The organism is Prauserella endophytica (assembly GCF_005146945.1).
Classification (GTDB): Bacteria; Actinomycetota; Actinomycetes; order Mycobacteriales; family Pseudonocardiaceae; genus Prauserella_A; species Prauserella_A endophytica.
In genome coordinates, this window is the sequence record NZ_SWMS01000004.1 from 318,600 (window position 1) to 344,199 (window position 25,600).

The window sequence follows — 25,600 nt, forward strand, 5'->3', positions numbered from 1 at the left end:
GAAGTGGCCACTTGGCGGGTTGTTCCGTGAAATTCGCGAACGCTTCACGCGGAATCGGCGACGATGCTCTACTCTGCCCGCGCATGAGTACTCAGGACGACGAGCTCGACCCCCCGACGACGCGGATCAGCGCCGGCCAGTACGACAACAGCGGGTTCTCCGCTGACGGCGGGTACGGGCAGACCACGAGCCTGGCGCCGGAGATCGACGACACCGACGACGCGAGCGAGGACCGCAACCGCTGGCACGGCGGGCTGGACTTCGGCCTGCTCATCCTGCGCCTGTTGCTCGGCGGCACGATGATCGCCCACGGCCTGCAGAAGTTCGGCCTGTTCGACGGTCCGGGAATCGGGGGGTTCGCGGACGCGCTGTCGAACTTCGGGTACACGAGCCAGACGACGCTGCTGTCGTGGCTCACGGCGATCGCCGAGGTCGGCGGTGGTGCCCTGCTGGTGCTGGGCCTGTTCACGCCGCTCGGCGCCGCGGCGATCCTCGGCGTCACCGCGAACATCATCTATGCCAAGTACGTCGCGGGCGGCCGGTTCTTCACCGATGACGGCAGCGGCTTCGAGTACGAGCTGCTGCTGGCCGGTACGGCGTTCGCGCTGCTCTTCACCGGCTCCGGCAGGGCGGCGATCGACGTGCACACCCCGTGGCGGCGCAAGCCGCTGCCGTACGCGCTGCTCGGCCTCCTGCTCGCCGCTGCCGCGTCCGTCGTGGTGATCCTGCTCTTCCGTTAACCCGTTCAGCCCCGTCCCCGCCGGTCCCGAAAGCGAGCAAGGGAGCTTTACTACCGTTTTCCGGTAGCAAAGCTCCCTTGCTCCCGTCTGGGGCGTTACGGTGCGTTACTTGTTCGGGTCGCGGACGGCGCCGGTGTCGGCCGAGGTGGCCATGCGGGCGTAGGCGCGCAGCGCCGCGGTGACCGGGCGCTGCCGCTCCACGGGCTGCCACGGCCGCTCGCTGGCCTCCATCTTCGCCCTGCGCTCGGCGAGCACCGCCTCGTCCACCAGCAGTTCCAGTTTCCGCTCGTGGACGTCGATCAGGATCCGGTCACCGTCCTGGACGAGCCCGATCACGCCGCCCGCCGCGGCCTCCGGCGAGATGTGCCCCACCGAGATGCCGGAGGATCCGCCCGAGAACCGGCCGTCCGTGATCAGCGCGCACACCTTGCCGAGGCCCGCGCCCTTGAGGAACGCCGTCGGGTGCAGCATCTCCTGCATGCCGGGTCCGCCAGCGGGCCCCTCGTAGCGCACCACGAGCACGTCGCCGGGCAGAACGTGCTTGCCGAGGATGGCCGACACGGCCTCCTCCTGGCTCTCCACCACGCGCGCGGGACCCTCGAAGCGCCACAGCTCCTCGTCGATGCCCGCTGACTTGATCACCGCGCCGTTCTCGGCGAGGTTGCCGCGCAGCACGGCGAGCCCGCCGTCGACCGTGTAGGCGTGGGCGATGTCGCGCACGCAGCCCTGCTCCGCGTCGGTGTCCAACGAGGACCACCGGTTCGACGTCGAGAACGCCTCCGTGGTGCGCACTCCGCCCGGAGCGGCGTGGAACAGCTCGACGGCCTCGGCCGAGGGCGACTCCGACCGGATGTCCCACGTGGACAGCCACTGCTTCAGCGAGGGCGAGTGCACGGCGTGCACGTCGGTGTTCAGCAGCCCAGCGCGGTACAGCTCGCCGAGGATGGCCGGGATTCCGCCTGCCCTGTGCACGTCCTCCATGTGGTAGTCGGAGTTCGGCGCCACCTTGGCCAGGCACGGCACCCGCCTGCCGATCGCGTCGATGTCGGCGATCGTGAAGTCGATCTCGCCCTCCTGCGCGGCGGCGAGGATGTGCAGCACCGTGTTGGTGGAGCCGCCCATCGCCATGTCCAGCGCCATGGCGTTCTCGAACGCCTTGCGGTTCGCGATCGAGCGCGGCAGCACGCTCTCGTCGTCCTCGCCGTACCAGCGCTTCGCGATCTCCACCACGGTGCGGCCCGCGTTGGAGAACAGCTCGCGCCGCGCCGCGTGCGTGGCCAGCGTCGAGCCGTTGCCGGGCAGCGAGAGACCGAGCGCCTCGGTCAGGCAGTTCATGGAGTTCGCCGTGAACATGCCGGAGCACGACCCGCAGGTCGGGCACGCGGACCGTTCGACGGCGGCCAGGCCCTCCTCGTCGACGGACGCGTTGGCCGAGGCCGAGATCGCGGTGATCAGGTCGCTCGACGGGTGCGCGACGCCGTCGAGCACCACCGCCTTGCCGGCCTCCATCGGACCGCCCGACACGAACACGGTGGGGATGTTGAGCCGCATCGCGGCGTTGAGCATCCCCGGCGTGATCTTGTCGCAGTTGGAGATGCACACGAGCGCGTCGGCCTGGTGCGCGTTGACCATGTACTCGACCGAGTCGGCGATGATCTCACGCGAGGGCAGTGAGTAGAGCATGCCGCTGTGGCCCATCGCGATGCCGTCGTCGACCGCGATGGTGTGGAACTCGCGCGCGACGCCGCCGGCCTCCTTCACGGCCTCGGCCACGATGTCGCCGAGGTCCTTCAGGTGCACGTGCCCCGGCACGAACTGGGTGTAGGAGTTGGCGATCGCGACGATCGGCTTGCCGAAGTCGCTGTCGGTCATGCCGGTCGCCCGCCAGAGGGAGCGGGCCCCCGCGGCGTTGCGGCCATGAGTCGTGGTACGGGAACGCAGAGCAGGCATGACGCTCAGGTTACGCCCGGCCGATCACCGTCCCACGTGGTGGCGGCGAACTACTGCTTCTCGGCCGGAGCAGGGGCCTCCTCGACCGTCTCCCCGGCCTTCTCCCTGGCCTCGGTCGCGGGCTCCTCTTTCTCCGGTTTCTCCGGCTGGTCCAGCACTCCGGACGGGTCGGCGATCGTGCCCTCGCTGACGAGGGACAGCACCGGGATGTGGCGGGTCCGCACGCTCGGCAGCGCGACCTTGGTGCCGTCGTTCAGCACCGCCTGCACCTTCGACTTCGGCGTGATGGCGAGGCCCTTGAGGTCGCTCCAGGCCAGCTCGCGCGTCTGGAAGAGAGACCGGACGGCGAGCCCCTGCCGGGTCGCGGTGGTGCGGTAGCCGGCGACCAGCACGATGACGGCGATCGGCAGGATGTACAGCGCCTGCAGGCCCGGGGCCGCGAACGCGGCCGGGGTCACACAGAACAACAGGATCGGGATGGTGAGCAGTGCCGTCGGCGGCACCCGGAAGACCGCGCGCCTGCCCTCGGCCTGCGGTGTCTGCTGCTCACGCGGTTCGTCTGCCACCCCTCGATGGTGCACCCAACGGCCTCGCGCGCGGAAAGCGGGGGAGGCCAACTGTAGGAGTGTCCAGTATTCGGAATCACCATCCCGCAGAGTTGACACTGTTGACACGCAGCGATTAACGTCCTCGGCGTGACACCGCAGATCGGTCTCGTACTTCCCAAGCGCGTCGACGCTTAGGAAGCAATTCTGCGTCGACGCGCGACCCTCGTACGGCCATATGGTCGGCGAGGGTTTTTTAGTGCCCGGAACAATAGAAGAGCCCACCAGCACCGAGAACCCACGAGGCAGAACCGATGACAAGCGCGACCTCGCGATCGGAAACGAACGCCGGGCCAACGGCCCCGGCGTCGTCGAGTCAATCAGGAGCACGGCCGAAGCCGGCGCCGCCCGCAGGGACACCCGTCAGGGTGACCGGGGCGCAGTCGCTGGTCAGGTCACTCGAGGCGGTCGGCGTCGAGGTGGTGTTCGGTATTCCGGGCGGCACCATCCTGCCTGCGTACGACCCACTTCTCGACTCCACGAAGGTGCGGCACGTCCTCGTCCGCCACGAGCAGGGCGCGGGCCACGCGGCCACCGGCTACGCACAGGCGACCGGCAAGGTCGGCGTGTGCATGGCGACGTCGGGACCGGGCGCCACGAACCTCGTCACGCCGCTGGCCGACGCCAACATGGACTCCGTGCCCGTCGTGGCCATCACGGGCCAGCAGACGCGTGCGCTGATCGGCACCGACGCCTTCCAGGAAGCCGACATCTGCGGCATCACGATGCCGATCACCAAGCACAACTTCCTCGTCACCGACCCCGTGGACATCCCGAGGGTCATCGCCGAGGCGTTCCACCTGGCGAGCTCCGGACGTCCCGGCCCGGTCCTGGTGGACATCCCGAAGGACGTGCTCCAGGAGGCCACCTCGTTCTCGTGGCCGCCCGAGCTGCACCTGCCCGGGTACCGGCCCACGCTGCGCCCGCACGGCAAGCAGGTGCGCGAGGCGGCCCGGCTGATCACGCAGGCCCGCAGGCCGGTGCTCTACGTGGGCGGCGGCGTGCTCAAGGCGCAGGCCTCCGAGCAGCTGCGCGAGCTGGCCGAGCTGACCGGTATCCCCGTGGTGACCACGCTGATGGCTAGGGGCGCCTTTCCCGACTCGCACCGGCAGCACCTCGGCATGCCGGGCATGCACGGCTCCGTGGCCGCGGTCGCGGCGATGCAGCGAGCCGACCTGCTGGTGGCGCTGGGTGCCCGGTTCGACGACCGCGTGACCGGTCAGCTGTCCTCCTTCGCGCCCGACGCCGCGGTGGTGCACGCCGACATCGACCCGGCGGAGATCTCGAAGAACCGCAAGGCCGACGTGCCGATCGTGGGTGACTGCGCCGAGATCATCGGCGAGCTGATCGCGGCCGTGAAGGCCGAGACCGAGCGCGACGGCAAGGCCGACCTCACGCCGTGGTGGACGCAGGTGGACGCCTGGCGTGACACGTTCCCCGCGGGCTACGAGTGGCCCGCGGACGGCACGCTCTCGCCGCAGTACGTCATCGAGCGCATCGGCGAGATCGTCGGCCCTGACGCGATCTACGCGGCGGGCGTCGGCCAGCACCAGATGTGGGCGGCGCAGTTCATCAAGTACGAGAACCCGAGGACGTGGATCAACTCGGGCGGGCTCGGCACGATGGGCTTCGCGGTGCCCGCCGCGATGGGCGCGCAGTTCGGCGCACCCGGCAAGCAGGTGTGGGCGATCGACGGTGACGGCTGCTTCCAGATGACCAACCAGGAGCTGGCCACGTGCGCCATCGAGGGCGCGCCGATCAAGGTCGCGGTGATCAACAACGGCAACCTCGGCATGGTCCGCCAGTGGCAGAATCTCTTCTACGCCGAGCGCTACTCGAACACCGACCTCGGCACCCACAAGCACCGCATCCCCGATTTCACCCTCCTCGCCGAGGCGCTGGGCTGCGCGGGCCTGCGCTGCGAGACGAAGGAGGAGGTCGACGACGTGATCCGCAGGGCCATGGAGATCAACGACCGGCCCGTGGTGATCGACTTCGTCGTCGGCAAGGATGCCCAGGTGTGGCCGATGGTCGCGGCGGGCACCGGCAACGACGAGATCATGGCCGCACGCGGCATCCGGCCCCTTTTCGACGACGACGAGGTGTCCCAGTGAGCGCTGACGACCGGAGGGAGGAAGCGCTCCGAGCAGCACAGCGTGGTCGTGCCTCATGGGCGTTTTCGCGGACTGAGGAACGAAGGGAGCAAAACGCTCATGAGTAACCACACGCTCAGCGTTCTGGTCGAGAACGTCCCCGGCGTGCTCGCCCGCGTGTCCGGCCTGTTCTCCCGCAGGGGCTTCAACATCGAGTCCCTCGCCGTGGGCCCCACGGAGAATCCCGAGGTGTCCCGGATGACGATCGTGGTCGCCGTCGAAGAGCTACCGCTCGAACAGGTGACCAAGCAGCTCAACAAGCTCGTCAACGTCATCAAGATCGTGGAGCTCGACCCGGCCAGCTCGGTGCAGCGAGAACTACTGCTCGTGAAGGTCAGGGCCGACGCCACGGTGCGTAGTCAGGTCCTGGAGACCGTGCAGCTGTTCCGCGCCAAGGTCGTCGACGTCTCACCGGAGGCGCTCACCATCGAGGCCACCGGGACCAGCGACAAGATCGGTGCGCTCCTGCGCATGCTGGAGCCGTACGGTGTGCGTGAGCTGGTGCAGTCGGGCATGGTCGCGGTCGGCCGCGGCGCCCGGTCCATCACCGCGACCTCCACTCGTTAAGACCAGCCCTCGCCCGACCACCGCTCCGAACGAGGCGCTCCGCGCCACTGTTTTATCCGGAAAGGAAGTACCACCCCTCATGTCAGTCGAAATCTTCTACGACGACGACGCCGACCTCAGCATCATCCAGGGCCGCAAGGTCGCCGTCATCGGTTACGGCAGCCAGGGTCACGCCCACGCCCTGAGCCTGCGTGACTCGGGCGTCGACGTCCGCATCGGTCTGCCCGAGGGGTCGAAGTCGCGGGCCAAGGCCGAGGAGGAGGGCCTGCGCGTCCTCACGCCCGCCGAGGCTTCGAAGGAAGCCGACGTGATCATGATCCTCGCGCCGGACACCAAGCAGCGCACGATCTACGCCGAGGACATCGAGCCGAACCTGAAGGACGGCGACGCGCTGTTCTTCGGCCACGGCTTCAACATCCGCTACGAGCTGATCAAGCCGCCGGCCAATGTGGACGTCGCGATGGTGGCCCCCAAGGGCCCCGGTCACCTCGTGCGCAGGCAGTTCGTCGACGGCAAGGGCGTGCCCTGCCTGATCGCGGTGGAGCAGGACCCGAGCGGCAACGGGCAGGCGCTCGCGCTCTCCTACGCGGCCGCCATCGGTGGTGCGCGGGCCGGCGTCATCAAGACGACGTTCAAGGAGGAGACCGAGACCGACCTGTTCGGGGAGCAGTCGGTGCTCTGCGGTGGCGCCTCCGCGCTCGTGCAGACCGGCTTCGAGGTGCTCACCGAGGCGGGCTACGCGCCGGAGATCGCCTACTTCGAGGTGCTGCACGAGCTGAAGCTCATCGTCGACCTCATGTACGAGGGCGGTATCGCCCGGATGAGGTATTCCATCTCCGACACCGCGGAGTACGGCGACCTCACCCGCGGCCCCCGGGTGATCACTCCGGAGGTCAAGGAGAACATGAAGGCGATTCTCGCCGAGATCCAGGACGGCACCTTCGCCCGCGAGTGGGTCGCCGAGGACGAGGCGAACCGGCCGAACTTCCGCAAGCTGCAGGAAGCCGGCGAGCAGCACCCGATCGAGGAGACCGGCAAGAAGCTGCGCGACCTCATGTCCTGGGTGGACCGGCCGATCACCGAGACCGCCTGACGCGAGGATTTTTCACGGTCCCCAAGGCCGCTTTTGGTCAACACGGGCGACGCGCAGTGGGCGCGCTCAATGCACCGAAGGTGGCCTTGGGGGCTTTCTCGTCTTGGCTTACCGTGGCGGCCATGAGCAAGGATTCCTCGGCCATCGTCGACGACAAGGCCGATCTTCGGGGGGCGCTGGATCTGAGCGACGCCGAATGGCACCGGGTCCAGCCGGAGGGCGACACGGTCGAGTACACCTTCGTGCCGCACACGGACGGTGTCACTTATGTCGCCTTGCGTCAGTCGTCCGACCCCGGCGGCGTCGTTCTCGTCTTCACACCGTCCGAATGGGACGCGTTCCTCGCCGGTGTGCGCGACGGGGAGTTCGACCGGCCCGCGTGAGGCGCGGTGGGTGAACGCCGTTGACCCTCGACGGCCCGGCACCGGACGGTCGCGCTCGGCAGGCCCCGGCACGGGTCGGGACGGGGCGGAAGCGCCGTGAACGCTCCGTTCGCGCCCGCATCTTGCGTTGTGGACGGATGTCCGCCACGTTAACGCCTGGAGCTAAACTGCGGGCGCCCCGGCACAGCGCCGTGCCCCCGAGCGCGTCTGCGACACCGAACCGAGCTACGAAAGGCGCATCGTGACCAATTCCAGCCAGCCCGTCGTTCTCCTCGCCGAGAAGCTCGCACCGTCCGCGGTGAGCGTATTCGGGGACGAGGTCGAGGTCCGGCACGTGGACGGCACCGACCGCCCCGCGCTGCTGGACGCGGTGAAGAACGCCGACGCGCTGCTCGTCCGATCCGCGACCAAGGTCGACGCCGAGGTGCTGGGCGCCTCCAGCAGGCTCAAGGTCGTCGCGCGCGCCGGGGTCGGGCTGGACAACGTCGACGTGCCCGCCGCCACCGAGCGCGGGGTGCTCGTGGTCAACGCGCCCACCTCCAACATCGTCTCCGCCGCCGAGCACGCCGTGGCGCTGCTGCTCGCGGTCGCCCGCCGCGTGCCCGCCGCGGACCAGAGCCTGCGCGGTGGCGAGTGGAAGCGCAGCTCCTACACCGGCATCGAGCTCAACGGCAAGACCATCGGCGTGGTGGGCTTCGGCAAGATCGGCCAGCTCGTCGCGCAGCGGCTCGCCGCGTTCGACACGCGGCTGATCGCCTACGACCCGTACACCTCGCCCGCCCGCGCCGCGCAGCTCGGCGTCGAGCTCGTCTCGCTCGACGAGCTGCTCGCCCGCGCCGACGCGATCTCCATCCACCTGCCCAAGACGCCGGAGACCAAGGGCCTCATCGACGCCGCCGCGCTCGCGAAGACCAAGAAGGGCGTGCTGATCGTCAACGCCGCCCGCGGCGGGCTCGTCGACGAGGAGGCGCTCGCGAACGCGGTCCGCGACGGTCACGTCGGCGGCGCGGGCATCGACGTGTTCGCCAGCGAGCCCACCACCTCCAGCCCGCTGTTCGACCTCCCCAACGTCGTGGTGACCCCGCACCTCGGCGCCTCCACCGCCGAGGCGCAGGACCGCGCGGGCACCGACGTCGCGCGCTCGACGCTGCTCGCCCTGCGTGGTGACTTCGTGCCGGACGCGGTGAACGTCGCGGGCGGAAAGGTCACCGAGGAGGTCCGCCCTTACCTCGGGCTCGCGCAGAAGCTCGGCACGGTGCTCTCGGCGTTCAGCGCGAAGGCGCCCTCCTCGGTCGCGGTGGTCGCCAGCGGTGAGCTGTCGGGCGAGGACGTCAGCGTGCTGCAGCTCGCGGCGCTGCGCGGGGTGTTCTCGGGTGTGGTCGAGAACCAGGTCACCTTCGTCAACGCGCCTCGCCTCGCCGAGGAGCTCGGCGTGCAGGTGAGCGTGACGACCGAGCCGGAGAGCACCAACTACCGCAGCCAGCTCACCGTGCGTGCCGTGCACGCGGACGGCACCGTGCACACGGTGTCGGGCGCGGTCACCGGCAAGGACGAGGTCGAGAAGCTCATCGAGGTCAACGGCAGGCACTTCGACATCCGTGCCGAGGGCAACATGCTGCTGCTCGAGTACCCGGACCGTCCGGGGATCATGGGCCGCGTCGGCACCCTGCTCGGCGAGGCCGGCATCAACATCGAGGCCGCGCAGATCAGCCAGACCACGGACCGCTCCGACGCGGTGATGCTGCTGCGTGTCGACCGCCCGGTGGACGCCCACCTGCTCGACCCGATCGGCGCGAGCGTCGACGCCCGCATGATCCGCGCGATCACCTTCGCCTGAGGCGCCCTCGCGCTCCACAGTGGACGTCGCGCGGTCAAGTGGAGTGCGGGCATGGCGGCGCCGGCCGACTGCGAGGCCGGTCGGCGCCCCCTACGCGCATGATGATCATCTTGGGTAGCACCGTGCCACCATCGGGTGGCACGATGTGCGGCCACTGCGGCGTAAGGGTGGTAGTGCTTCGGGCTTTTGTCGACTGCGGGTAACCTGCCGACGCTGGAGTTCGATGCGAATGGGGCAATCGGGACGCCGGTCGCCCGACTGACGGAGGTGTGTGGATGCGGCTCGCTGTGATCCCCGGTGACGGGATCGGGCCCGAGGTGGTGACCGAGGCACTCAAGGTGCTGGCCGAGGTCGTCCCGAACGCCGAGACGACCAACTACGACCTCGGCGCCACCCGCTGGCACGCGACCGGCGAACTGCTTCCCGAGTCCGTTCTCGGCGAGCTCCGCCAGCACGACGCGATCCTGCTCGGCGCGGTCGGCGACCCGAGCGTCCCCAGCGGCATCCTCGAGCGCGGCCTGCTGCTGCGCCTGCGCTTCGAGCTCGACCACCACGTGAACCTCCGCCCCGCGCGGCTGTACCCGGGCGTGCGTGGGCCGCTGGCCGACCCCGGCGACATCGACATGGTCGTGGTGCGCGAGGGCACCGAGGGCCCGTACGCGGGCAACGGCGGCCTGCTGCGCAAGGACACCGAGCACGAGATCGCCACCGAGGTCAGCGTCAACACGGCGTTCGGCATCCGGCGGGTGGTGGCCGACGCGTTCAAACGGGCCGAGGAGCGGCCCCGCAAGCACCTGACGCTGGTGCACAAGACCAACGTGCTGGAGCACGCCGGTTCGCTGTGGTCGCGCATCGTCGAGGAGGTCTCGCTGGAGCACCCCGACGTGACGGTGGCCTACTCGCACGTCGACGCGGCGACGATCCACCTGGTCACCGACCCGAGCCGGTTCGACGTGATGGTGACCGACAACCTGTTCGGCGACATCATCACCGACCTCGCCGCCGCCGTCACCGGTGGCATCGGCCTCGCCGCGAGCGGCAACCTCGACATCACCAGGCGCAACCCGAGCATGTTCGAGCCGGTGCACGGCAGCGCCCCGGACATCGCGGGGCAGAACCTGGCCGATCCGACCGCCGCCGTGCTGTCGGTGTCGCTGCTGCTCGACCACCTCGGGGAGAAGGAGGCCGCGCGCCGCATCGAGGCGTCGGTGGCCTTCGACCTCGCCACCCGCGACCAGGCGTCGCCGGGCGCCACGCAGGCGATCGGCGACCGCCTCGCCGCGCTCGTCTCCTCCAACACCCGGCAGGCCGGCTGACCTGCCACACGTGTGTGACGCACCTCCCGGGGGAACCCTCCCCCGGGAGGTGTTTTCACATGTGGACATGGTTGCGCACCTTGCTGGCCCGCAGGGAGCCCGCCGAGTCGACCGCGCCCGAGGCGGACGCGGCCACCGACCCCGCCGTGGCCAAGGCCCGGCCCAAGCGGGACACCGGGACGTTCGTCGGCAGGACCCAGGGCGAGGACGAGGGGTACGCGGGGGAGACCGGAGCCGAGCGCAGGCAGGAGGAAGACTGACGACCGGTACGTGAAACCGGTCGCTCACGGGTTGGACATCGCGCGCCGCTGTGGCATGATGCCCGGCATGAACACGTCTCGCGTGATCATTATCGCCAAGCGCGCCGGATAGGGCTTTCGACGAAAGCAGCCGGCGCGCAGACCTCTCGCATCCGCGAGGGGTCTTTTTGTTTGTCAGGAAACAGCTTCGAGGAGAACCCCGTGACTCGCACGGAACCAGCCGGAACCCCGCTGGGCGACCAGTTCCACCTGTACGACACGACCCTGCGCGACGGCGCGCAGCGGGAGGGCGTCACGTACTCGGTGGCGGACAAGATCGCTGTCGCGGGTCTGCTGGACGAGCTGGGTGTGGGGTTCATCGAGGGTGGCTGGCCCGGCGCGATGCCCAAGGACACCGAGTTCTTCGCGCGCGCCGCCGCCGGGGACCTGGTGCTCAAGCACGCCGTGCTCGTGGCGTTCGGCTCCACGCGCAAGGCGGGCGTGCGCGCCGCCGAGGACTCGCAGGTGCGGGCGCTGCTCGACTCGCAGGCTCCGGTGGTGACCCTCGTCGCCAAGTCCGACGTGCGGCACATCGAGCGCGCGCTGCGCGTGGACGTCGCGGAGGCGTGCGCCATGGTCGAGGACACCGTGTCGTTCCTCGTCGGGGAGGGCAGGCGCGTCTTCCTCGACGCCGAGCACTTCTTCGACGGCTACGCGCACGATCCGGACACTGCGCTGCGGGTGCTCGACGCCGCGGGCAGGGCCGGAGCCGACGTGGTGGTGCTGTGCGACACCAACGGAGGGCAGCTTCCGCTCGGGCTCGCCGAGACCGTGCGCGAGGTCGCCGAGCGGACCGGGCTGCGGCTCGGCATCCACTGTCAGGACGACACCTCGTGCGCCGTCGCCAACAGCATCGCCGCTGTGCAGGCGGGCGCCACCCACGTGCAGTGCACCGCGAACGGTTACGGGGAGCGGGCCGGCAACGCCGACCTGTTCGCCGTGACGGGAAACCTGGTGACCAAGCTCGGCATGGACGTGCTCCCCAGCGGGGGCGCGGCCGAGCTGACCCGCGTCTCCCATGCCCTTGCCGAGATCGCGAACATCGCCCCCGACACCCACCAGGCCTACGTCGGGGCGTCGGCCTTCGCCCACAAGGCGGGGCTGCACGCGAGCGCGATCAAAGTGGATCCGTTGTTGTACAACCACATCGATCCCGCTTCGGTCGGCAACGACATGAGGGTCCTGGTCACCGAGATGGCCGGCAAGGCGAGCCTCGAGCTCAAGGGACGTGAGCTCGGGGTGGACCTTGCCGGTCGGCCCGAGGCGCTCGGCAGCGCCGTCGCGAAGGTCAAGACACTGGAGGCGAGCGGCTGGTCGTTCGAGGCCGCGGACGCCTCACTGGAGCTGTTGCTGCGCAGGGAGGTAGCCGGGGCCGAGGGGACGTCGCCGGACGAGCCGCCGTTCACCCTCGAGTCCTACCGCGTCGTGCTCGACCACCGCGCCGACGGCGAGGTGATCGCCGAGGCGACCGTCAAGGTGCACGTCGACGGCGAGCGGGTGATCGCGACGGCCGAGGGCAACGGGCCGGTCAACGCGCTGGACGCCGCGCTGCGCAAGGCGCTCCTGCCGCACCTGTCCTGGTTGGACAAGGTGGAGCTCGCGGACTACAAGGTCCGGATCCTCTCCAACCACGCGGGCACCGATGCCGTCACCCGCGTGCTCATCGAGTCCTCCGACGGCGAGCGCGAATGGACCACCGTGGGCGTGCACGAGAACATCGTGGAGGCCAGCTGGCTGGCGCTGTGCGACGCGCTGCTGCACAAGAGCCTGCGGATTTGAGCAGGGCCCGCCCGTCTCCCACCACCGCCCAAACGGACACGCTCCGCGTGACGGCCTACGCCCGCCCGTCTCCCACCACCGCCCAAACGGACACGCTCCGCGTGACAGCCTACGATTCAAGAGTGCGTCTAGCTCGAGTTGCTCATCCCGAAGGCGTCGCGTTCGTGTCCGTCGAGGGCGACGACACCGACGCTGTGGTCAAGGAGATCGCCGACCACCCGTTCGGCACGCCCAGCTTCACCGGCAGGCAGTGGCCGCTGGCCGACGTCCGGCTGCTGGCCCCCATCCTGCCGTCGAAGGTCATCGCCGTGGGCCGGAACTACGCCGCGCACGCGCAGGAGTTCGGCAACGAGGTCCCCGGTGAGCCGATGATCTTCCTGAAGCCGTCGACGAGCGTGATCGGCCCGAACGCGGCCATCAAGCTGCCGCCCGCGTCGTCGCGTGTGGACTTCGAGGGAGAGCTGGCCGTGGTGATCGGTCAGCCGGTGCGAAACGTGCCCGCCGCGCGGGCGGCGCAGGCCATCCTCGGCTACACGATCGCCAACGACGTGAGCGCGCGGGACCTGCAGAAGTCCGACGGGCAGTGGGGCAGGGCCAAGGGGTTCGACACGTTCTGCCCCCTCGGGCCGTGGATCGAGACCTCGATCGACCCTGCCGACCTCGCCCTCAAGTCCGAGGTGGACGGCGAGATCAAGCAGGACTCGCGCACGTCGGCGCTGGTGCACAAGATCCCGCAGCTGGTGGAGTTCGTGTCGTCGGTGATGACGCTGCTGCCCGGGGACACGATCCTCACCGGCACACCGGAGGGCGTCGGCCCGATCACCGACGGGCAGCAGGTCTCCATCACCATCGAGGGCATCGGCACGCTGACCAACTCGGTACAGAAGGCCTGACGCCCGAGGCGCGTGGCAGAAAGATCCGTCAGACCCGCCTCGCGAACTCCGGCGCGTGTTCCGGCCGGAAGCCGATCCCGATCAGGTAGGCGGGGACGACCGAAGCCCGCGGCACACGCCGGAGCAACTCGACCATCGGCCTCGGCGGGCCCAGCCGCTTTCCGTCGACGAGCGGCTGGGCGACCGTCCGGTGCAGGAGCCGCTGCAGCGCCTGCACCAGAACCGTCGGGACGAGCCTGCGCGCGCGGACCTTCGCCAGCACCGAGGGCGAGACCGTGCCCTTGCGAAGCGGCCCGGCGAGCAGCGTCGCCGCCGCGACCGCGTCCTGCACCGCGAGGTTGATGCCGACGCCGCCGATCGGTGACATCGCGTGCGCGGCGTCGCCGATGCACAGCAGCCCGTCGACGTGCCAGCGGCGCAGCCGGTTGAGGCGCACGTCCAGGTGCTTGACCTGGTCCATCGACTCCAGCTCCCCGAGCCGGTCGGCCATCTGGGGCACCACCTCGGCCACCTCCGCGCGGAAGCTCTCGATTCCGGCCGCGCGCAGCTGGGCGTCGATCCCCTTCCTGCCGAGGTAGGCGATCTGGAAGAAGGTGTCGCGCGGGATCACGATGGCCATGCGGCCGTTGCGCATCCTCGGCGTCAGGGTGCCGCCGGCCTCGCCCGGTTCGCGGCCGAGCCAGAACCACCACGCGTCGATCGGCACCGGGTACTCCTTGGGCGCCAGCCCGGCGTCCCGGCGCGCGACCGACCAGCGTCCGTCGGCGGCGACGGTGAGGTCGGCGTAGAGGGATCCGGTCTCACCGTCCCGGGTCCGGTAACGCACCCCTCGCACGCGCCCGCCCTCGCGGATCAGCGACGTGACCTCGGTGCGCATCCGCAGCCGGAAGGCCGGTTCCTCCTCCGCGGCCTCGGCCAGCAGGTTGAGCACATCCCACTGCGGCGCGATGGCGATGTAGGGATGAGCGGTCCTGAGCCTGCGCAGGTCGCCGACGGTGACCTCGTCGTGCTCGCCGACGGGGAACGCGATCCTCTCCATCCGGTCGTGCGGCAGCTTCGCGAAGCGTTCCCCAAGCCCCAGCTCGTCGAGCAGGCGCAGGGTCGAGGGGTGCACCGTGTCGCCGCGGAAGTCCCGCAGGAAGTCGGCGTGCTTCTCCAGCACGGTGACCTCGACTCCGGCCCGCGCCAGCAGTAGCCCCAGCACCATCCCGGCGGGTCCGCCGCCTGCCACCACGCACGTCGTCCGTTCGTTCATCGCCCTCGCTCCTTTATTCATCGTTCGTTGAATAAACTCACCATGCAGCGAGAAGCCGCGCACGTCAAGGGCGATACGCTGGATGGGCTATGACTGAGAACATCGCCGTCCGCGCCCGCTTCTGCCCGTCGCCGACCGGGACCCCGCACGTCGGGTTGATCCGCACGGCGCTGTTCAACTGGGCCTTCGCCCGCCATCACGGCGGCAAGCTGGTGTTCCGGATCGAGGACACCGACGCCGCGCGCGACTCCGAGGAGTCCTACGAGGCTCTGCTCGACGCGCTGCGCTGGCTCGGCCTCGACTGGGACGAGGGTCCCGAGGTCGGCGGCGAGCACGGCCCCTACCGGCAGAGTGAGCGCGGCGAGATCTACGCCGATGTCGCCAAGCGGCTGCTCGAGGCGGGGGAGCTGTACGAGGCGTTCTCCACCAACGAGGAGGTGGAGGAGCGGCGCAGGGCGGCGGGACAGGACCCCAAGCTCGGCTACGACAACTTCGACCGCGACCTCACCGGGGAGCAGAAGGCCGCCTTCCGCGCCGAGGGCCGCTCGCCGGTGCTGCGGCTGCGGATGCCCGACGAGGACCTGTCGTGGAACGACCTCGTGCGCGGCGAGATCTCGTTCAAGGCCGGCACCGTGCCCGACCCGGTGCTGGTGCGGGCCAACGGTCAGCCGCTCTACACGCTGACCAACCCGGTCGACGACGCGCTCATGCGCATCACGCACGTCCTGCGTGGAGAGGACCTGCTGCCGTCGACGCCCCGCCAGATCGCCCTGTACCAGGCGCTGACGCGGATCGGGGTCGCCGAGTTCACGCCCGAGTTCGGGCACCTGCCCTACGTGATGGGCGAGGGCAACAAGAAACTGTCCAAACGGGACCCCTCCTCGAACCTCTTCAACTACCGGGACCGCGGGTTCATTCGCGAGGGGCTGCTCAACTACCTCGCCCTGCTCGGCTGGTCGATCGCCGACGACCGCGACGTCTTCAGTGTCGAGGAGCTGGTGGAGGCCTTCGAGATCACGAAGGTCAGCGCCAACCCGGCCCGCTTCGACGTGAAGAAGGCCGAGGCCATCAACGGCACGCACGTCCGGGCGCTCGCGCACGAGGACTTCGTGCAGCGCACGGTGCCCTACCTCGTCTCGGCCGGGGTGCTGCCCGCCGAACCCACCGAGGAGCAGCTCGGGAAGCTGCGGACGATCGCACCGCTGGTGCAGGAACGCGTGGTCGTGCTCTCGGAGGCGACCGGTCTGGTGCGGTTCCTGTTCATCGCGGAGGAGGATTTCGCGCCGGAGGAGGCCGCGGCCACGAAGGCGCTCGGCCCCGACTCGGAGCCGGTGCTGCGGGCCTCCATCGAGGCGCTCGAGGCCCTGCCGTCCTGGGAGACCGCGGCCATCGAGCAGGCGCTCAAGGACGCACTCGTGGAGGGACTCGGGCTCAAGCCACGCAAGGCGTTCGCGCCCGTGCGGGTGGCGGTGACGGGACGCACGGTTTCGCCGCCGCTGTACGAGTCGCTGGAACTGCTCGGCCGGGAGCGTTCACTCGGCCGGTTGCGTCGGGCGCTGCCGGGCAACTGAGCGTAGACCACCTGGACCGAAACAGACCCGGTTTTATCACCTCCTCAGCCGAGTCGATAAAGCGGAAAGTGCCCTAGCCTCGGCGGGTGGCTTTTGCGCTTGGCTCCCCGACAGCACCGCAAACCGTTTCCGCTCGCGACGACGCGCCTCCCTGGGAACCACCCGCGCTCCGGCTCGTGTGCCTTGACATCGATGACACGTTGATCGATTTCACGGCCGCCAGCCGAAGATCGCTCGAGGCGCTCATCGGCAGGACCGACGCGTGGGAGCTGTGGGAGCGGGTCACCGACGAGCACGTCGCGAGGGTCGTGTCGGGCGAGCTGGACTACGCCGAGATGCACGCGAGGCGCACGCAGGCGTTCCTGGCCGAGCTGGGCACGTGCGTCGGGCTCGTCGAGGCGGCCGAGCTGGAGGTCGGCCGCAAGGAGTTGCTGCGCGCGTCGTGGCGGCTGTTCGACGATGTCCTGCCGTGCCTGGAGTGGCTCACCGCCGCAGGCGTGCGCATCGCCGCTGTGACCAACGCCTCGGGAGCCCACCAGCGCGAGAAGCTGGCCGGCCTGGGGCTCGCGCGCTTCTTCGACTACGTGGCCATCGCGGGCGAGGTGGGGGTCGCCAAGCCCGATCCGGTGATGTTCCACTCGGTCTGCTTCAAGCTCGGCTGTGACATGTCCGAGACGGTGCATGTCGGCGACAAGCTGCGCACCGACGCCGTGGGCGCCCGTGACGCGGGTCTCGGTGGGGTCTGGCTCAACCGCGGCGAGGCCGTCACGGACGTGCCCTCTGGCGTGCACGTCATCTCGGGCCTCGCCGAGCTCCCTGAACTGCTGGTCTCCGAGTTCGTGCGGGTAGGCGTGCCCGCGCAGCGCTGACAGCCGGGGCCGGTTGAGGCGCCGTTTCCGGCGTGGTCTAGTATTTCTCTCCAGTGGTGCTGAGCCGGAGCGCGCTCGGGCGAGGCACCTCTTTGGGGTATGGTGTAATTGGCAGCACGACTGATTCTGGTTCAGTTAGTCTAGGTTCGAGTCCTGGTACCCCAGCTGCAGAGGGAAAAACCGGTCTGGTAAGTTTCTCTCCAGCAACAAGGAAGCAACACCTCCTAGCCCCCGTCGTCTAGCGGCCTAGGACGCCGGCCTCTCACGCCGGTAGCGTGGGTTCGAATCCCATCGGGGGTACGTAAAAGGCGAAGGCCCCTGTCTGCGGAAAGCGCAGCCAGGGGCCTTTTCCGTTGTGTCTTGTGGGGGTGCAAGCCCCACACCCCGCCCGGAGGGGCTTCGCCCCCGGTGCTTGCCTGCACGAGGCGGGGCACCTGCTCGCCACCAAGGCTTTCGCGATGAAGGTACGACGTTCTTCGTGGGCTTCGGTCCGTAGAGGTTCTCCTTCCGCCGGGGCGAGACCGAACAGGCCTGACGACGACGCTCGACGAGCAGCCCAGTGCGATCTGGCGGTGCGCCGCGTTGGAACGCACCGGGGTGATGGGCAGCGGCATCGCCGTCAACGTGCGCGTCGGCTTCGTGGCTCTCCGCGCCGGCCGTGAGGGTGTCCACCGTGAGCCCGCGACGCACGTACTGTCGGCGAGGCTCCCGCGCCCGCGTGCGGGCCGGGCGGCCTCGCGCCCGCGCGATCGAGGTCGAGCGCGACGGCCAGGTGCTGCCGCTGACCGTGGACGTCGCGCGCGTCGACCGTCCACAAGCACAGGAAGACGGTCCGGTCGAGATCGTCGGCACCGGGCCAGGCCGGGGCCGTCCCCGGTGCCGCGGGCTTCGCACGCGACATGTTCGCGCAGACGTGGCGCGGGCCTGACCTTGTTCCCCGCCGTGTTCGACACGTCGCCGCTGCTGCCGCTGGGTGGCGGGCACATCGCGGTGGTCTGGTACGAGCGGCCGCGCAACCGGATCCGCGCGTTGCGGGGCCGGGCCGACGGGTCGCCCGTGGACTACACCAGACTGTCCACGGTGACACCGGGGCTCGTGCTCACCAGCACCGCCGACATCGTGAACCCCGTGCGCCTCACCTGACCCGGCAACCCCTGGCGCTACAAGCGTTCCTGAATGGCGTCCGCGGCCGCGAGGAGGTCGGCCGCCCAGCGGGCTCCTGGTTTGCGCCCGATGCGCTCGACCGGTCCCGACACCGACACCGCGGCGATGACCGTGCCGGAGGAGTCCCTTACCGGAGCAGAGACGCTGGCCACGCCGGGCTCCCGCTCGGCGACGCTCTGCGCCCAGCCGCGGCGCCGCACCTCCAGCAGCGTCCGCTCGCCGTAGACGGCCTCGGCCAGGATCGTGCGCTGGGTGTGGGAATCGGCCCACGCGGCCAGCACCTTCGCGCCCGAGCCCGCCGTCATCGGAAGGCGCGCGCCGATCGGCACGGTGTCGCGCAGCCCGCTCGGCGGTTCCGCGGTGGAGACGCAGATGCGCTGCACGCCGTCGCGGCGGTACAGCTGCACGCTCTCGCCCGTGATGTCGCGCAGCTTCGGCAGGATCACGCTCGCCGCGTCCAACAAGGGATCCGTGGTGCCACCGGAGAGCTCCGCGAGCGCGGCACCGGGACGCCAGCGGCCGTCGGGGCCACGGCGCAGCAGCCGGTGCACCTCGAGCCCGACGGCGAGCCGGTGCGCGGTGGCGCGCGGCAACCCCGTGCGGGTGCACAGTTCCGCCAGGCCGCACGGTTCCTCGGCCACGGCGTGCAGAACGGCGACGGCCTTGTCCAGGACGCCGATACCGCTCTGCTGGTTGTCAGGGTTATGCTGTCCCACAAGGCGATACTATAATCCCGGAGTTTGGGAAGTCCAGAATCCGGGACGGAGCCGACTCCTCAAGCTCGCACACACGCTCATTCAATGGAGGAGCCCTGATGGCAGAGAAGCGGGGCCGCACGCTGGCAGAGAAGGTCTGGGACGCGCACACGGTGCGGCGCGGCGAAGGCGCGGAGCCTGACCTGCTCTACATCGACCTGCACCTCGTGCACGAGGTCACGAGCCCGCAAGCGTTCGACGGACTGCGGCTGGCGGGACGCCAGGTACGCAGGCCCGACCTCACGATCGCGACCGAGGACCACAACGTCCCGACGGTGGACATCGAGCTCCCCATCGCCGATCCGGTCTCGCGGACACAGGTCGACACTCTTCGCCGCAACTGCAAGGAGTTCGGCGTGCGGCTCCATCCCATGGGGGACGCGGAGCAGGGCATCGTGCACGTCATCGGCCCGCAGCTCGGCCTCACGCAGCCGGGGATGACCGTGGTGTGCGGCGACAGCCACACCTCCACGCACGGCGCCTTCGGCGCGATGGCGTTCGGCATCGGCACGTCCGAGGTCGAGCACGTGCTCGCCACGCAGACCCTCCCGCTGCGTCCGTTCAAGACGATGGCGGTCAATGTCGAGGGAGACCTGCGCCCCGGCGTCACGGCGAAGGACATCATCCTCGCCGTCATCGCCAAGATCGGCACGGGCGGCGGGCAGGGCTACGTGCTGGAGTACCGAGGCAGCGCGATCGAGTCGCTGTCGATGGAAGCCAGGATGACCATCTGCAACATGTCGATCGAGGCGGGCGCCCGCGCGGGCATGATCGCCCCCGACGAGACGACGTTCGCCTACCTGAAGGGCCGCCCGCACGCCCCGAAGGGCGCCGACTGGGACGCCGCGGTGGCCGACTGGCGGGAGCTGCGCACCGACGACGACGCCGTCTTCGACGCCGAGGTTCACCTGAATGCGAACGAGCTGACACCGTTCGTCACCTGGGGCACCAACCCCGGCCAGGGCCTCCCGCTCGGGGAGTCGGTGCCGGACCCGGCCGCCATCGCGGACGAGACCGAGCGGTTCGCCGCGGAGAAGGCCCTGTCCTATATGGATCTTCAACCGGGCACTCCGCTGAGGGAGATCGCGGTGGACACCGTCTTCCTCGGCTCGTGCACGAACGGCCGGATCGAGGACCTGAGGGCCGCCGCGGGGGTCCTGAGGGGCCGCAAGGTGGCCGACAACGTGCGCATGCTCGTGGTGCCCGGCTCGATGCGGGTGCGCAAGGCGGCCGAGGAGGAGGGGCTCGACGAGGTCTTCACGGCCGCGGGCGCCGAGTGGCGGCAGGCCGGCTGCTCGATGTGCCTCGGCATGAACCCGGACCAGCTGAAGCCGGGGGAGCGGAGCGCCTCGACCTCGAACCGCAACTTCGAGGGACGGCAGGGCAAGGGCGGCCGGACCCATCTGGTGTCCCCGCTCGTGGCAGCCGCGACCGCCGTCAGGGGCACCCTCTCCTCGCCCGAAGACCTCAACTAGACCTCAGTCAGGGAGTCACGAAACCATGGAGCCCTTCACCAAGCACACCGGCGTCGGAGTGCCTTTGCGCAGGTCCAACGTGGACACTGACCAGATCATCCCGGCCGTCTACCTCAAGCGCGTGACCCGCACGGGCTTCGAGGACGGCCTGTTCGCCGCCTGGCGCGGTGACGAGCAGTTCATCCTCAACCAGGAGCCGTTCCGGCAGGGCAGCGTCCTCGTCGCCGGCCCCGACTTCGGCACCGGGTCCTCCCGCGAGCACGCCGTCTGGGCGCTCAAGGACTACGGCTTCCGGGTGGTCATCTCCTCCCGGTTCGCCGACATCTTCCGAGGCAACTCCGGCAAGGGGGGTCTGGTGGCCGCCCAGTGCGAGCAGTCGGACGTCGAGCAACTCTGGAAGCTGCTCGAGAACGAGCCCGGCACGGAGGTCACGGTGGACCTCGAGGCGAAGACAGTACGGGCCAAGGACTTCACCGCGCCCTTCCAGATCGACGACTACACCCGCTGGCGGCTGCTCGAGGGGCTCGATGACATCGCTCTCACCCTCCGACACGCCGACGAGATCGCCGCGTTCGAGGCCCAGCGGCCCTCCTGGAAGCCCCTGACCACCGCTCAAGCGGCTTCCTGAGACACGGATTCCCTGCTCAGAAAGGGAATCCGCGCTCGGCCGGCGGCCGGCGAAACCACGCCAAACGGCTGCGGAAGGGCCCCGAACGGGGCCCGCCGGGGGCGTAACAGCGCACCCGATAAGGAAAAAATCCGCGTGCCGTTTGGAATTTGTGCTGCGTTGGTAATACCGTGTGCGCATGTCGGCCGGTGTGGCCGGGTAACAAGTAGTTCTTCTTGGAGGACTGGAATGGCCAACAAGGCCCAACTGATCGAGGCGCTCTCCGAGCGCCTGGGCGACAAGAAGGTCGCTTCGCAGGCTGTCGACAACCTCGTCGACATCATCATCCGTACGGTCAACAAGGGCGAGAAGGTGAACATCACCGGCTTCGGTGTGTTCGAGAAGCGCGCCAGGGCTGCCCGTACCGCCAGGAACCCGCGCACCGGCGAGACCGTGCGCGTCAAGAAGACCAACGTCCCGGCCTTCCGCGCCGGTACGACCTTCAAGGACGTGGTGAGCGGCGCCAAGAAGCTGCCGAAGGCCACCACGGCCAAGCGTTCGACGGCTTCCACGTCGACGCGGAGCACTGGCACCACGACGAGGGCGGCCGCCAGCAGGCCGACCGCGACGCGTAGCACCACCACGCGCTCCCGCGCCACGACGGCTCGCAGCACCACGGGCCGCACGGCGACCAAGGCCGCCTCGTCGAGGACGGCCGCGAAGAGCACTGCCACCAAGGCGGCTCCGAAGACCACCGCGAAGACCACGGCCAAGGCCACCACCGCGAAGAAGGCCCCCGCCAAGAGCACGGCGAAGGCCAGCACCGCCAAGGCGGCCCCGAAGACCGCGGCCAAGCGGACCACCGCTGCCGCCAAGAAGAAGAAGTAAGTCCGCTACCGGGCTGTGCCGGTTCGTTCCGGCTCACTTCTCGGCAGGGCCCCGCGCCACCCGGCGCGGGGCCCTGCCGCGTTTCGCGGGTCCATTCCAGGGGCACCCGTCCGCAGTGAAGGCCACCTTGCCTGCGTTCAACGCAGTGAAGGTGGCCTTCACTGCGGTAGGAGGGGTTACGAGTTCGCGGGCGCCGGCGCCGGGAGAGGGGTTGGTAGGTAGTGCGCGGCCACGAGTCGCGGGCCCGCGTCGCCCTCCGCGAACGACAGCAGCCACACGGAGCCCTTCTTGCTCGCCACGCCGTCCGCCTTCGTCTCGGGAAGCTCGATGCCGCCGTGCTCGGCGAGCGCGCTCACGATGTCCGGGATGACCCCGCCCTGGCTGCACACGACCGGAGTACCGCCGTCGGCGACGATCGCGAGTAGCCGCGACCACGCCACCACGGGGTCGGCCCAGTAGTTGTCCTCGGACAGCAGCGGCTCGTGGACGATCTCGGTGCCGATGTCCTCGGCAAGGCCCTGCACGGTCTGGACACACCGCAGGCGCGGCGCGGAGAACACGCGGTCGGGGCCGAACGCCCTCAGCAGCACCCGCAGCGCTTCCGCCTGCCGCATTCCCGCGTCCGAGAGCGGCCTCAGATCGTCGTCACCGGTCCACTCCTCCCGCTTGCCCGCCTTCCCGTGCCGCACCAGCAGGAGCGACGTCAGGGCCGCGGGCAGCGCCGTGAACTCCCGCAACACCCGCTTGTCGGTGCCGTAGCTCAGCAGCGATTCGGCGTCGGCGGGCGGCAGCCAGCGCAGTTCGTCGACTTCCTCGTTCGGGGTGAAACGGCCTTCGCCCGCCCTCGCGGCGAAGTAGTCGACCGTTTTCGGACCCTTGGCCACCTCGTATTCGGTGGTATTCAGGAAACGGCCGAGAACAGCGGTGAACCCCGTTTCCTCGGCCAGTTCCCTCACCGCGGCGACGGGGACCGTCTCGCCGGGGTCGACTTTTCCCTTGGGCAGTGACCAGTCGTCATAGCGCGGCCGGTGCACGACGGCGATCTCGATTTCCCGGGAAGCCCCCGGCCGCCACAGCACCGCTCCCGCGGCCCGGATGGCCCGTCCGCCGTTCGTGCCGCTCACCCGGCGGCTCCGTGCCTGCGCAGGAGTTCGACCTGGTGGTCGCGAACCTGCGACGAGTCGGCGGGAGAGGGAACCCATTCGCCGGTTGAACTGAGCACCCAGCAGCGGGTCAGCGGGTCCAGCGCCGAGTTGAGCACGTCGTCGAGCTGTGCGGCCAGCTTGGGATCCTTGACCTGCACCAGCGCTTCGATCCGGCGGTCGAGGTTGCGGTGCATCATGTCGGCGCTGCCGATCCAGTAGGCGTCGGCGCCGCGGAAGTGGAAGATCCGCGAGTGCTCAAGGAAGCGGCCGAGGATGGACCGCACGGCGATGTTGTCGCTCAGGCCGGGCACGCCCGGCTTCAGCGCGCAGATGCCGCGCACGACGATGTCCACCGGCACGCCGGCCTGCGAGGCGCGGTACAGGCCGTCGATGATCTGTTCGTCGACGAGCGAGTTGCACTTGAGGCGCACGCCGGCGGGCCCGCCCGCACGGGCCACGTCGATCTCGTGCTGGATGCAGTCGAGGATGCCGCGCCGGATGCCGTTGGGCGCCGTCAGGATGTTGCGGTAGGTCGCCTGCCGGGAGTATCCGGTGAGGACGTTGAACAGGTCCGTGAGGTCGGCGCCGATCGCCGGGTCGGCGGTCAGCAGCCCCAGGTCCTCGTACAGCCGCGCGGTCTTCGGGTTGTAGTTGCCGGTGCCGATGTGGCAGTAGCGGCGGATCGTGGAGCCCTCCTGCCGAACCACGAGCGCGACCTTGCAGTGCGTCTTGAGCCCGACGAGGCCGTACACGACGTGAACGCCCGAGCGTTCGAGCGTGCGCGCCCACGTGATGTTGGCCTGCTCGTCGAATCGGGCCTTGATCTCCACGAGCGCCACCACCTGCTTGCCCGCCTCGGCGGCGTCGACGAGCGCGTCGACGATCGGGGAGTCACCCGAGGTGCGGTACAGCGTCTGCTTGATCGCCAGCACCTTGTCGTCGGCGGCGGCCTGCTCGATGAACCGCTGCACGCTCGTGGAGAACGAGTCGTAGGGGTGGTGCACGAGCACGTCGCCCTCGCGCAGGGTCGCGAACACGCTCTTCGGGGTCTCCCGCTCGCCGAACGCGGGGTGCGTGGCGGGCACGAACGGACGGTCCTTGAGCTCCTTGCGGTCGATCGCGGAGAGCTGGTGCAGACAGCTGAGGTCGAGCAGCCCCGGCACCTCCACGACGTCGCGCGGGTCGACCTCCAGCTCACGCAGCAGCAGTTCGAGCATGTGCTCGCTCATGTCCTGAGCCACCTCGAGCCGGACGGGCGGGCCGAAGCGGCGCTGCGCCAGCTCGCGTTCCAGCGCCTGCAACAGGTCCTCGTCGCGGTCCTCCTCGACCTCGAAGTCGGCGTTGCGGGTGACGCGGAACACGTGATGCTCGATCACCTCCATGCCGCTGAAGAGCTCCCCGAGATGAGCCGAGATCAGTTCCTCCAGCGGCAGGAACGTCGCGGTGTGGCTGTCCCGCTGGCGTTCGATGCGCACGAGCCGCGGCACGTTGTTGGGCACCTTCACTCGCGCGAACCGTTCCGTGCCGCCCTCGGGGTCGCGGACGGTCACGGCGAGGTTCAGTGACAGGCCGGAGATGTAGGGGAAGGGGTGGGCCGGGTCGACGGCCAGCGGGGTGAGCACCGGGAAGATCTGGTCGGTGAAGTAGTGGGAGAGCCGCTCCCGGTCCTCCACCTCCAAATCGGACCACCGGACGATGCGGATGCCCTTCGCCTCCAGCGCCGGGCGCACGTGCTGCTCGAAGGCCTCGGTGTGCCGCTCGACGAGGTCCTGGTTGCGCTTGGCGATGTAGGACAGCTGCTCGCGGGGCGTGAGGCCGTCGGCGCTGCGCACGGAGAGGCCGGTCTCGTCCCTGCGCTTGAGACCGGCTACCCGGACCATGTAGAACTCATCCAAATTGGACGCGAAGATCGCCAGGAACTTGGCGCGCTCGAGCAGCGGCTGCGACTCGTCCTCCGACAGCGCCAGCACCCTGGCGTTGAAGTCCTGCCACGAGAGTTCCCGGTTGAAGTACCGGTCGTCGGGCAATGCGTCGGCCAGCGCCTGTGCTCCGGTCGCCGCGGGCGGGGCCGAAGGGACGGCTTGCGCCGGCTTCGGCAGGCCGTTCTCGGGGGCGGCGGGCGGTGGCGGAGGCGTGCTGACGCGCCGCCCGTCCGGCGACCCACCGGGCGGGGAAGTGCTCTCGTCGTTGCTCACCCCTGCATTGTTCCCCACGGAGGCGACTGTTGCGCATACCCGAGCGAACGCGGAGGCAACG

22 protein-coding genes, 2 tRNA genes and 1 pseudogene are annotated in these 25,600 nt (G+C 69.6%); 19 read left to right on the forward strand and 6 right to left on the reverse strand.

Annotated features, from left to right (window positions below; translation table 11 throughout):
• Window positions 1-83: 83 nt before the first annotated feature.
• Window positions 84-740 (forward strand): DoxX family protein, encoded by a 657-nt coding sequence (locus FCN18_RS10665; RefSeq protein ID WP_112271790.1) that lies wholly within the window; start codon window positions 84-86, stop codon window positions 738-740.
• A 105-nt stretch (window positions 741-845) separates the two neighbouring features.
• Here FCN18_RS10665 and ilvD read toward each other — a convergent pair whose 3' ends face one another.
• Complete coding sequence (gene ilvD / locus FCN18_RS10670) at window positions 846-2,690, reverse strand: dihydroxy-acid dehydratase (protein ID WP_112271792.1); 1,845 nt, start codon at window positions 2,688-2,690, stop codon at window positions 846-848.
• Between the two features lie 50 nt (window positions 2,691-2,740).
• A complete protein-coding gene (locus FCN18_RS10675) occupies window positions 2,741-3,256 on the reverse strand; it encodes a PH domain-containing protein (protein ID WP_137094729.1) in 516 nt (171 codons plus the stop codon).
• A 293-nt stretch (window positions 3,257-3,549) separates the two neighbouring features.
• Here FCN18_RS10675 and FCN18_RS10680 point away from each other — a divergent pair, with 293 nt between their 5' ends.
• The 9 genes from FCN18_RS10680 (at window position 3,550) to FCN18_RS10720 (ending at window position 13,615) form a co-directional block, all read left to right on the forward strand.
• Window positions 3,550-5,409, forward strand: a complete 1,860-nt coding sequence (locus FCN18_RS10680) for an acetolactate synthase large subunit (RefSeq protein WP_112271796.1) — start codon at window positions 3,550-3,552, stop codon at window positions 5,407-5,409.
• A gap of 99 nt (window positions 5,410-5,508) precedes the next feature.
• Window positions 5,509-6,015, forward strand: coding sequence for an acetolactate synthase small subunit (gene ilvN, locus FCN18_RS10685; protein WP_110342136.1), 507 nt, complete (start codon window positions 5,509-5,511; stop codon window positions 6,013-6,015).
• A 79-nt stretch (window positions 6,016-6,094) separates the two neighbouring features.
• Window positions 6,095-7,108, forward strand: a complete 1,014-nt coding sequence (gene ilvC / locus FCN18_RS10690; RefSeq protein ID WP_112271798.1) for a ketol-acid reductoisomerase — start codon at window positions 6,095-6,097, stop codon at window positions 7,106-7,108.
• A 122-nt stretch (window positions 7,109-7,230) separates the two neighbouring features.
• Window positions 7,231-7,491: a DUF397 domain-containing protein gene (locus tag FCN18_RS10695; protein ID WP_112271800.1), complete on the forward strand. Its 261-nt coding sequence runs from the start codon at window positions 7,231-7,233 to the stop codon at window positions 7,489-7,491.
• A 241-nt stretch (window positions 7,492-7,732) separates the two neighbouring features.
• Window positions 7,733-9,328: a phosphoglycerate dehydrogenase gene (gene serA / locus FCN18_RS10700; RefSeq protein ID WP_112271801.1), complete on the forward strand. Its 1,596-nt coding sequence runs from the start codon at window positions 7,733-7,735 to the stop codon at window positions 9,326-9,328.
• 275 nt (window positions 9,329-9,603) lie between these two features.
• Window positions 9,604-10,644: a 3-isopropylmalate dehydrogenase gene (locus tag FCN18_RS10705; RefSeq protein WP_112271803.1), complete on the forward strand. Its 1,041-nt coding sequence runs from the start codon at window positions 9,604-9,606 to the stop codon at window positions 10,642-10,644.
• Window positions 10,645-10,703: 59 nt separating this feature from the next.
• Window positions 10,704-10,904 carry a hypothetical protein gene (locus tag FCN18_RS10710; protein WP_112271805.1) on the forward strand — a complete coding sequence of 67 codons (201 nt, stop codon included), beginning with the start codon at window positions 10,704-10,706 and terminating at the stop codon, window positions 10,902-10,904.
• A 201-nt stretch (window positions 10,905-11,105) separates the two neighbouring features.
• Window positions 11,106-12,722 (forward strand): citramalate synthase, encoded by a 1,617-nt coding sequence (cimA, locus tag FCN18_RS10715; protein WP_112271807.1) that lies wholly within the window; start codon window positions 11,106-11,108, stop codon window positions 12,720-12,722.
• Window positions 12,723-12,844: 122 nt separating this feature from the next.
• Window positions 12,845-13,615 carry a fumarylacetoacetate hydrolase family protein gene (locus tag FCN18_RS10720; protein ID WP_112271809.1) on the forward strand — a complete coding sequence of 257 codons (771 nt, stop codon included), beginning with the start codon at window positions 12,845-12,847 and terminating at the stop codon, window positions 13,613-13,615.
• A 28-nt stretch (window positions 13,616-13,643) separates the two neighbouring features.
• Here FCN18_RS10720 and FCN18_RS10725 read toward each other — a convergent pair whose 3' ends face one another.
• Window positions 13,644-14,870 (reverse strand): FAD-dependent oxidoreductase, encoded by a 1,227-nt coding sequence (locus FCN18_RS10725; protein ID WP_137094732.1) that lies wholly within the window; start codon window positions 14,868-14,870, stop codon window positions 13,644-13,646.
• 89 nt (window positions 14,871-14,959) lie between these two features.
• Here FCN18_RS10725 and gltX point away from each other — a divergent pair, with 89 nt between their 5' ends.
• The 6 genes and pseudogenes from gltX to FCN18_RS40105 all read left to right on the forward strand — a co-directional run.
• Window positions 14,960-16,441, forward strand: a complete 1,482-nt coding sequence (gltX, locus tag FCN18_RS10730; protein ID WP_112271813.1) for a glutamate--tRNA ligase — start codon at window positions 14,960-14,962, stop codon at window positions 16,439-16,441.
• A gap of 176 nt (window positions 16,442-16,617) precedes the next feature.
• Complete coding sequence (locus FCN18_RS10735) at window positions 16,618-17,310, forward strand: HAD family hydrolase (protein ID WP_112271815.1); 693 nt, start codon at window positions 16,618-16,620, stop codon at window positions 17,308-17,310.
• Window positions 17,311-17,403: 93 nt separating this feature from the next.
• Window positions 17,404-17,475, forward strand: a tRNA-Gln gene (locus tag FCN18_RS10740).
• A gap of 62 nt (window positions 17,476-17,537) precedes the next feature.
• A tRNA-Glu gene (locus FCN18_RS10745) sits at window positions 17,538-17,610 on the forward strand.
• Between the two features lie 373 nt (window positions 17,611-17,983).
• Entirely contained in the window at window positions 17,984-18,238 is a 255-nt protein-coding gene (locus FCN18_RS40100) for a hypothetical protein (protein ID WP_228713842.1), read from the forward strand.
• A pseudogene (locus FCN18_RS40105) lies at window positions 18,229-18,453 on the forward strand (zinc metalloprotease); the annotation flags it as partial. The gene FCN18_RS40100 and the pseudogene FCN18_RS40105, both read left to right, overlap by 10 nt.
• A 17-nt stretch (window positions 18,454-18,470) precedes the next feature.
• Here the strand turns inward: FCN18_RS40105 and FCN18_RS10755 are convergent.
• Window positions 18,471-19,190: an IclR family transcriptional regulator gene (locus FCN18_RS10755; protein ID WP_112271816.1), complete on the reverse strand. Its 720-nt coding sequence runs from the start codon at window positions 19,188-19,190 to the stop codon at window positions 18,471-18,473.
• Between the two features lie 98 nt (window positions 19,191-19,288).
• Here FCN18_RS10755 and leuC point away from each other — a divergent pair, with 98 nt between their 5' ends.
• The 3 genes from leuC (at window position 19,289) to FCN18_RS10770 (ending at window position 22,199) form a co-directional block, all read left to right on the forward strand.
• On the forward strand, window positions 19,289-20,704 hold the full coding sequence (leuC, locus tag FCN18_RS10760; protein WP_112271818.1) for a 3-isopropylmalate dehydratase large subunit: 1,416 nt from the start codon (window positions 19,289-19,291) through the stop codon (window positions 20,702-20,704).
• Between the two features lie 25 nt (window positions 20,705-20,729).
• Window positions 20,730-21,332 (forward strand): 3-isopropylmalate dehydratase small subunit, encoded by a 603-nt coding sequence (gene leuD / locus FCN18_RS10765; protein WP_112271820.1) that lies wholly within the window; start codon window positions 20,730-20,732, stop codon window positions 21,330-21,332.
• 228 nt (window positions 21,333-21,560) lie between these two features.
• Window positions 21,561-22,199 carry an HU family DNA-binding protein gene (locus tag FCN18_RS10770; protein ID WP_112271822.1) on the forward strand — a complete coding sequence of 213 codons (639 nt, stop codon included), beginning with the start codon at window positions 21,561-21,563 and terminating at the stop codon, window positions 22,197-22,199.
• A gap of 176 nt (window positions 22,200-22,375) precedes the next feature.
• Here FCN18_RS10770 and FCN18_RS10775 read toward each other — a convergent pair whose 3' ends face one another.
• Window positions 22,376-23,296 (reverse strand): NUDIX hydrolase, encoded by a 921-nt coding sequence (locus tag FCN18_RS10775; protein WP_267285361.1) that lies wholly within the window; start codon window positions 23,294-23,296, stop codon window positions 22,376-22,378.
• Between the two features lie 23 nt (window positions 23,297-23,319).
• Entirely contained in the window at window positions 23,320-25,539 is a 2,220-nt protein-coding gene (locus FCN18_RS10780) for an RNA degradosome polyphosphate kinase (protein ID WP_228713846.1), read from the reverse strand.
• Between the last annotated feature and the right edge of the window lie 61 nt (window positions 25,540-25,600).

What these genes read in the sequence shown, in the direction of transcription:
- ilvN (WP_110342136.1), top strand. Translation starts at nt 5,509, where the DNA reads ATGAGTAACCACACGCTCAGCGTTCTGGTCGAGAACGTCCCCGGCGTG.
- FCN18_RS10770 (WP_112271822.1), top strand. Translation starts at nt 21,561, where the DNA reads ATGGCCAACAAGGCCCAACTGATCGAGGCGCTCTCCGAGCGCCTGGGC.
- FCN18_RS10705 (WP_112271803.1), top strand. Translation starts at nt 9,604, where the DNA reads ATGCGGCTCGCTGTGATCCCCGGTGACGGGATCGGGCCCGAGGTGGTG.
- leuC (WP_112271818.1), top strand. Translation starts at nt 19,289, where the DNA reads ATGGCAGAGAAGCGGGGCCGCACGCTGGCAGAGAAGGTCTGGGACGCG.
- FCN18_RS10680 (WP_112271796.1), top strand. Translation starts at nt 3,550, where the DNA reads ATGACAAGCGCGACCTCGCGATCGGAAACGAACGCCGGGCCAACGGCC.
- FCN18_RS10725 (WP_137094732.1), bottom strand. Translation starts at nt 14,870, where the DNA reads ATGAACGAACGGACGACGTGCGTGGTGGCAGGCGGCGGACCCGCCGGG.
- FCN18_RS10710 (WP_112271805.1), top strand. Translation starts at nt 10,704, where the DNA reads ATGTGGACATGGTTGCGCACCTTGCTGGCCCGCAGGGAGCCCGCCGAG.
- ilvD (WP_112271792.1), bottom strand. Translation starts at nt 2,690, where the DNA reads ATGCCTGCTCTGCGTTCCCGTACCACGACTCATGGCCGCAACGCCGCG.
- gltX (WP_112271813.1), top strand. Translation starts at nt 14,960, where the DNA reads ATGACTGAGAACATCGCCGTCCGCGCCCGCTTCTGCCCGTCGCCGACC.
- leuD (WP_112271820.1), top strand. Translation starts at nt 20,730, where the DNA reads ATGGAGCCCTTCACCAAGCACACCGGCGTCGGAGTGCCTTTGCGCAGG.
- ilvC (WP_112271798.1), top strand. Translation starts at nt 6,095, where the DNA reads ATGTCAGTCGAAATCTTCTACGACGACGACGCCGACCTCAGCATCATC.
- FCN18_RS10695 (WP_112271800.1), top strand. Translation starts at nt 7,231, where the DNA reads ATGAGCAAGGATTCCTCGGCCATCGTCGACGACAAGGCCGATCTTCGG.
- FCN18_RS10665 (WP_112271790.1), top strand. Translation starts at nt 84, where the DNA reads ATGAGTACTCAGGACGACGAGCTCGACCCCCCGACGACGCGGATCAGC.